At 73.8% G+C, this 6,891-nt stretch carries 6 protein-coding genes; 4 read left to right on the top strand and 2 right to left on the bottom strand.

The genetic code is table 11. The annotated features are described in order from the left end of the window. On the bottom strand, positions 1-2,118 hold a 2,118-nt coding region (locus N864_RS17290; protein WP_051518736.1), incomplete at its 3' end, for a DNA polymerase III subunit gamma and tau. A gap of 109 nt (positions 2,119-2,227) precedes the next feature. Continuing rightward, positions 2,228-3,001 carry an enoyl-CoA hydratase-related protein gene (locus N864_RS17285; RefSeq protein WP_034719798.1) on the bottom strand — a complete coding sequence of 258 codons (774 nt, stop codon included), beginning with the start codon at positions 2,999-3,001 and terminating at the stop codon, positions 2,228-2,230. 152 nt (positions 3,002-3,153) lie between these two features. Between N864_RS17285 and N864_RS17280 the strand changes: the two genes are divergently transcribed. The 4 genes from N864_RS17280 to N864_RS17265 form a co-directional block, all read left to right on the top strand. Further along, positions 3,154-3,615, top strand: a complete 462-nt coding sequence (locus N864_RS17280) for a DUF3817 domain-containing protein (RefSeq protein ID WP_034719796.1) — start codon at positions 3,154-3,156, stop codon at positions 3,613-3,615. Between the two features lie 81 nt (positions 3,616-3,696). After that, on the top strand, positions 3,697-4,353 hold the full coding sequence (locus N864_RS17275) for an ABC transporter ATP-binding protein (protein ID WP_034719794.1): 657 nt from the start codon (positions 3,697-3,699) through the stop codon (positions 4,351-4,353). Continuing rightward, positions 4,350-5,756, top strand: a complete 1,407-nt coding sequence (locus N864_RS17270) for a hypothetical protein (protein WP_034719791.1) — start codon at positions 4,350-4,352, stop codon at positions 5,754-5,756. The genes N864_RS17275 and N864_RS17270 overlap by 4 nt, the downstream gene beginning before the upstream one ends. A gap of 101 nt (positions 5,757-5,857) precedes the next feature. Next, on the top strand, positions 5,858-6,891 hold a 1,034-nt coding region (locus N864_RS17265), incomplete at its 3' end, for a GNAT family N-acetyltransferase (protein ID WP_034719789.1).

Genomic DNA, 6,891 nt, shown 5'->3' with positions numbered 1-6,891 from the left:
CGGCCCCGCCGTCGCCCAGTCCGGAGGCGGCGCCGTGACGCTCCCCCAGCCGGCGTTGTCCTGCAGGGATCTCGAGGGCGGAGCCGGTGCCAGGCCAGCGTCGGCGATCGCCGCACCGGACGGACGGGGACCACCGGGGCGGTCACCCGGGCCAGGTGACTCGGCCGCCCCCGCGGCCGGAGCCTGGGGGCCGGTCGGGCCGGTGGAGTGGGGAGACGGCCGCTGTTCGGACTGCTGCGCCGGTGAGGGCGCCTCGTGCGAGCCGGGCTCCGGCGATGCCTGGTGCAGCACCTGCTCCGGCTCCTGCTGCGGGAACGCCGTCGCGGGAGGCGCCGGTTGACCGCCCGCGAAGGCTGGTGCCGGGTCCTGGCCGTGGCCGGCCTCCCACGCGTCGGGCGCGTGCACTCCATCGACCTTCGCGTCGATGCCGAGCTCGTCGATGAGGGCCTGGCGCAGAATCTCCGCGTGGTTGCCCGAGCGGAAGGTGTTCGCGATGCCGCCCGTCGCGATGCCGAGGGTGAGGACGTGCCCGTCATAGCCGATGACCTGGGCGTTCTGGGACACCAGCGTCCACGTGCCCCGGCGCATCTGGAAGACCCGGTTGAGGACATCGGGCCACGCGCGACGGATCGCGTCGGTGTCGAGCCCGCCGGGCCGAGCGGCCGGGGCCGGTTCGGGTGCGGCCGTGCGCCCACTCGACTGTGGAGTGGGCGGAGTGGGGCGCTCACTCGCCGGCGTGGGCGGCGGGTGGGCCGGACCGGAGGCAACGGGTGCGACGGGGCTGTCTCCCTGCTCCGGGGCGGGTGGGGCAGAGCGCTGGCTCGGGGCAACGGCCGAGGGCGCGGCAGGGCCGGTCGGCTGCGAGGCCGATGGGGCAGGGCGGTCGTTCGAGGGCGAGGCGGGTGGAGCGAGGCGCGACGGGGGTAGCGGAGCGGCTGAGGGGCCGCTGGGCACTCCGCCCACCTCGAGCCGGCGCTCGATGCGGTCGAGGCGGGCGCCATACCCCTCCTCGCCCGAGGAGCCGGGCAGCAGGATGCGCGCGCAGATCAGCTCGAGCTGCAGCCGAGGCGACGTCGCCCCGGTCATCTCGGTGAGGCCGGTGTTGACGATGTCGGCCGCGCGGGACAGCGCGCCCGGCCCGAACGCCGCCTGCTGCACCCGCATCCGCTCGAGCTGGTCCTCGGGGACGCCACGCAGCACCTGTCCGGCGCCGTCCTGGACGGCCGCGACGATGATGAGGTCGCGCAGTCGCTCGAGCAGGTCCTCGACGAACCGCCGGGGGTCATGGCCCGACTCGATGACGCGGTCGACCTGGCGGAACGTCGCCGCGCCGTCCCCCGCGGCGAGCGCGTCGATCGTCGCGTCGAGCAGCTCGGCGTCGGTGAACCCGAGCAGCGACACGGCGCCGTCATAGGTCAGCCCCTCCGGGCCGGAGCCCGCGATGAGCTGGTCGAGCACCGAGAGCGAGTCCCGCACGGAGCCACCACCGGCCCGCGACACGAAGGACAGGACGCCGGGCTCGACGGCCACGCCCTCCTGCTCGAGCAGCCGCTCCATGTAGCTGATCAGCTTCGCCGGCGGCACGAGCCGGAACGGGTAGTGGTGGGTGCGCGAGCGGATCGTGCCGATGACCTTCTCGGGCTCGGTCGTCGCGAAGACGAACTTCACGTGCTCGGGCGGCTCCTCGACGATCTTCAGCAGCGCGTTGAAGCCCTGCGGCGTCACCATGTGCGCCTCGTCGATGATGTAGATCTTGTAGCGGCTCTGCGCCGGCCCATAGCTCGCCCGCTCGCGCAGGTCACGGGCGTCGTCGACGCCGCCGTGGCTGGCCGCGTCGATCTCGATGACGTCGACGCTGCCCGGGCCGCCCCGCGCGAGCGCCACGCAGGAGTCGCACGTGCCGCACGGCGTCGGTGTGGGGCCCTGCTCGCAGTTCAGGCAGCGGGCGAGGATGCGCGCGCTCGTCGTCTTGCCACAGCCGCGGGGCCCGCTGAAGAGGTAGGCGTGGCCGACCCGCCCGGTGCGCAGCGCCTGCATCAGCGGCTCCGTCACGTGCTCCTGGCCGATGACGTCGGCGAAGCTCTCGGGCCGGTAGCGGCGGTACAGGGCGGTGGCCATGTCGGAAACCCTAACCGCCGCCACCGACCGTCACCTACGCGCTCGGGCCACCTGTGGACCGCCTCGCCGCCCCCGCTCGACCGGCTCCACTCAGCTCGACCGGCTCCACTCAGTCGGGCCACTTGGGGTGGCGCTTCTCCAGGAACGCGGCCATGCCCTCCTTGGCACCGGCGAGCTGGGAGGCGGCCGCCATGACCTCGACCGCGATCGTGTAGGCGTCCGTCTCGGGACGGCCGAGCTGGGCGTGCAGAGTCTGCTTGCCGAGGGCCTTGCTCGCCCGGGAGCCCTTCGTGGCGCGGGCGAGCAGCTCCGCGACCGCGGCGTCCAGCTCGGCATCCGGCACGACCCGGTTGACGAGGCCCCAGTCCAGGGCGGTCGGGGCGTCGACGACGTCGCCGGTGAGGGCCATCTCCATCAGCCGCTTGCGACCGATCGAGCGGGCCACCGGCACCGCAGGGGTGTGGCAGAACCAGCCGCCCTTGCCGCCCGGCAGCGCGAAGCCGGCCGACTCGGCCGCGACGGCCAGGTCGCACGAGGCGACGAGCTGGCACCCGGCGGCCGTGGCGAGCGCGTGCACCCGGGCGACGACCACCTGCGGGACGGTCTCGATCGTCTGCATCAGGTCGGTGCAGAGCCGCAGCAGGTCCCGCACCCCGGTGAGATCGCGGGCTGCGACGTCGCCGAAGTCGTGACCGGCCGAGAAGACCGGGCCGTTCGCGGCGAGGATCACGCCGGTCGCGTCCGTCGCCGCAGTCTGCTGGAAGGCGCGCAGCAGCTCGGCAAGGTGGTCCTCGGACAGGGAGTTGCGCCGTGCTGGACGGTTCATCGTGATCGTCACCGTGTCGCCGTCCCGGGTGACGAGGAGGTGCTCGAAGTCGCTCATGGCTCGACCGTAACGCGCCGCGCGGTCCCGTCGCGGGCCAGCGACCTGTCAGGTCGCCGCTCGTTCATCCTCGTGGCCGACGAAGCGATTACCCCGGACGCGGGTGGTTTGTGACACTGGAGCCGCCCACCACGACCTTCCGTAGGAGAACCATGTCCCCGCGCACCCTGTACCGCCGGATCGCCCTCGCCGAGGTGGTGTCGTGGGCGCTGCTCCTGGCCGGCATGTTCCTCAAGTACGTCACGGCCACCACCGACCTCGGGGTCAAGGTCTTCGGAATGGTCCACGGCGTGGTCTTCATCGCCTTCTGCCTCGTCACCGTCCTCGTCTCGGTCAACCAGCGGTGGACGGCGCGACAGCTGGTGCTCGGGCTCGCGAGCGCCATCCCGCCGTTCCTCACCGTGTGGTTCGAGCGCCGGATGGAGCACGCCGGCGCCCTCGAGGGCGGCTGGCGCCTGGGTCACGCCGAGGCCCGGCCGGAGAACCCGCTCGAGCGGGTGCTGCACCTGCTGCTGGCCCGGCCCGCGGTCGCGGTCGGCGTCGGGCTCGTCGCCGTCGCGGCGCTGACGGGCGTCGCGCTCGTTGCCGGACCGCCCGTCAGCGTCGGCGGCTGACCCCGGCGGCAGCCGCCGGTGCAGCGGGAGGAGGGTGAGCGGCATACGGTGGCCTCGCGAGGAACGCGAGCGGGAGGCCACATGAGCACGATCACCCTGTTGCGCGGCGACGTGCACGCGGACAAGGTCGGCAAGACGATCGACACGACGACGCTCGTCCTGCCGACGACCGTGCGGGCCAAGCCGGGCCAGTGCGTCGTCCTCCGCGGCCCGAACGGCTCGGGCAAGACCACCCTGCTGCGGATGATCGGGGGCCTGCTCGAGCCGACGGTCGGCACCGCGACCATCGGCGGGACGACCGCGGACGAGCGCAACCCCAGCGTTCGGGCCGCCGTTGCCGCGTTGATCGGGACGCCGACGACGTACCGCGACCTCACCCTCATCGACCACCTCGTCCTCGTCGACTCCACGTGGGGCGGGGACCCCAACACGTCCGACGAGCGAGGCCTCGCACTCATGGCGCGCCTCGGGATCGACCACCTGCACGACCGGTTCCCGCACGAGCTGAGCTCGGGCCAGGAGCAGCTGTTCCGGCTCGCCCTGACCTTCTCGCGGCCCGGCTCGGTGCTCCTCCTCGACGAGCCCGAGCAGCGGCTCGACACCACCAAGCGCGTCACCGTCACCGAGCTGATCCGGGAGCGGGCCCGCGCCGGCACGACCGTCGTGATGGCGTGCCACGACCCCGAGATGACCGAGGCCCTCGCCCACCGCGTCGTCGACGTCGCCCCCGCCCGATGAGCGACCCGGAGGCCGCCTCGACGCTCGAGGTCGACGACCACGAGCTGGTCGGGCAGGCCGACTGGGTCATCGGTGGCGACGCGGGCCGCAAGGGGCGGCGGCAGGCGTGGTACGCCGGGTACGTCGTCTTCCTCGGCGCGCTCGCCTACGGCTTCCCCGTCGTCCAGGCCGTCGTCAGGACGGCGGACCCGCTGGCCCTGCGTCGACAGCTGGAGACGCCGCTCGCGTTCGGCGTGCTCGGCGCGGCGGTCGTCGCGATCCTGTGGTCGATGTACGCCGCCGGGGCCTACCGCGGCCCCGTCGTCCCGCCTCTGCCGTGGATCGACCACGTCGTCAGCGCGCCCATCGACCGGGCCGTCACCGTCGGGCGGTGGTGGCGCCTCGCGCTCGGGCTGGGGGTCTTCCTCGGTGGTCTCGCGGGGCTGACCGTCGGCGCGGGCGTGGCCTTCGCCGGCATGACCTCCTGGTATGCCGCTGTCCTCGTCACGCTCGCGGGTGCCGTCCTCGGCTGGCTCGCCACGTCGCTCTGGCTCGCGGGGCAGGTCCGGTCGTGGCCCGGTGCCGGGCGCAGCCTGCGGACGATGATCGGCGGCCGGATCGCCTTGCGGGAGCTGCACATCGAGGTGCTGCGACGCCACGCGGCGAACAGCTCGACGATCGGGGGGTCGGTCCTCGCGGGCAACCTCCGCACCGCGCGGCTCCAGCTGGCCCGACCGGTGCGGCACGGCCGGAGCGCCCGTCTGCGGGCCGCCGGTCCGGTCGCGGTCGTGGTGCGCCGCGACCTGCTCGGGCTCCGGCGGCTGCCGTCGACGTTCTGGACCGGTCTGGGGCTGAGCAGCCTTGGCGCGGTGGTGATCTCGTGGAGCGTCACCCACCCCGTCGCCCCCGCACTCGCCGTGACGGTCGGGCTCGTCCCCGCCTACTTCGGCTTCGGGGCCTGGGCCGAGGGCCTGCGCCTGCAGGCCGACAACATCGGGACGCCGTCGCTGCTCGGCATCTCCGGCCGCTCCGAGACCCTCGCCCACCTCGTGGTCCCGGCCGTACTGGCCCTCGTGGTGCTCGGTGCCGGAGTCGCTGTCGCCGGAGTCGTGGTGGGCCACGTCTCGGTGAGCGCCGTGCTGCTGGTCCTCGTGCTCGTGGGCGTCCTGGCCGGCGGTCACCTGCTCGCCGCGTTCCGGGGCTCGCCCCCGAGGTCGATGTTCCGGGCCGACTCGTCCGGCCCGGCCATCCTCATCGGCTGGTACGTCCTGCCCGGGCTCGCCGTCCTCGTCCTCGGGACGCTCGGCTTCGTCCTCGCCCGCTCCGATGTCACCGGGCTGTTCTGGGGCGGGATGTTCGCGGCGGTACTCATCAGCTGGGGCCTGGGGCGCAGCCAGCGGCTGGCCGACGAGCACCGAGTCTGACGGATCACGAGGGATCGCCGAGGGATCGCCGAGGGACCGGGATGAGGCAGCCCCTCGACCGTGACGGAGCCTGACCACTGCCTCCGCTAGCGTGGCCGACCATGACGCAGCTGCGGGTCCGCGACGTGACCGAGGCCGACCTTGCCGCCATCCTGCGCATCCGGGCGCGCTCGTTCGGTCCACTGGGTGACGGCGGGGAGCGCTGGTGGCGGCGGGTCGCCGACGAGACGCTGGGCGGCCGGATGCTCGCTGTCGTCGATGCCGACGACACCGTCCTCGCCTCGGGCCGGGCCCGCCCGTTCGGTCAGGTCTGGGGCGGGCGGCACCAGCCGATGGGCGGGGTCGCCGGTGTCTATGTCGACCCGGCGGCGCGCGGCCGCGGCGTCGCCTCGCTCCTCATGCGCGGGCTGCTCGCCCGGATGGCCGAGCTCGGCGACGGGATCTCCTGTCTGTTCCCCACCGCCCCGACGCTGTACCGCGGCGTCGGATTCGAGTTCGGCGGCCCGCTCCCCCGCTTCACGTATGCCGCTCACGACCTCCGCGCCCTCGGCTCGCTCTCGCGTGGGTTGCGTCCGCGCGGGGCGGGGCCCGCGGACGCCCAGCTGTTCGCAGCCCTGATGCGGGCCGACCAGCAGCGCAACCGGCTGAGCGGGCCCCGCCTCGTCGACGAGCAGGAATGGCGGCACGAGCTGGGCGACGAGGACACGATCGCGTATGTCCTCGACGGACGCGACGGCGGACCAACGGGGTTCGTCACCTACACCCTCTCGGACGAGACGCTGAGGGTCGACACCTTCGTCGCCGACGGTCGGGACGCGGCCGCTGCGCTGTGGGCGGTCGTCGGCTCGGGGTCCTCGGCCGCTCCGACGGTGCACGCCTTCCTCGACCCCCGCGACCCGGTGGCGCTGCTCGCCGGGGCAGAGGCGAGACACGATGTGGAGCAGCAGAGCTGGATGGCGCGCATCGTCGACCTGCCGAAGGCCGTTGCGGGGCGCGGGTTCTCGCCCTCTCTCGCCGCGACGGCGCACCTCACCGTGGAGGACCCCGACCTGCCGCAGAACTCCGGTACCTGGCGACTCGACGTGTCCGGCGGCTCCGCCACCGCCACCTGCGTCGAGAGGCCACCAACCGTCGA

The sequence above is a fragment of the Intrasporangium chromatireducens Q5-1 genome (assembly GCF_000576575.1).
Lineage (GTDB): Bacteria > Actinomycetota > Actinomycetes > Actinomycetales > Dermatophilaceae > Intrasporangium_A > Intrasporangium_A chromatireducens.
This window is presented reverse-complemented; position numbering and strand designations above follow the sequence as displayed.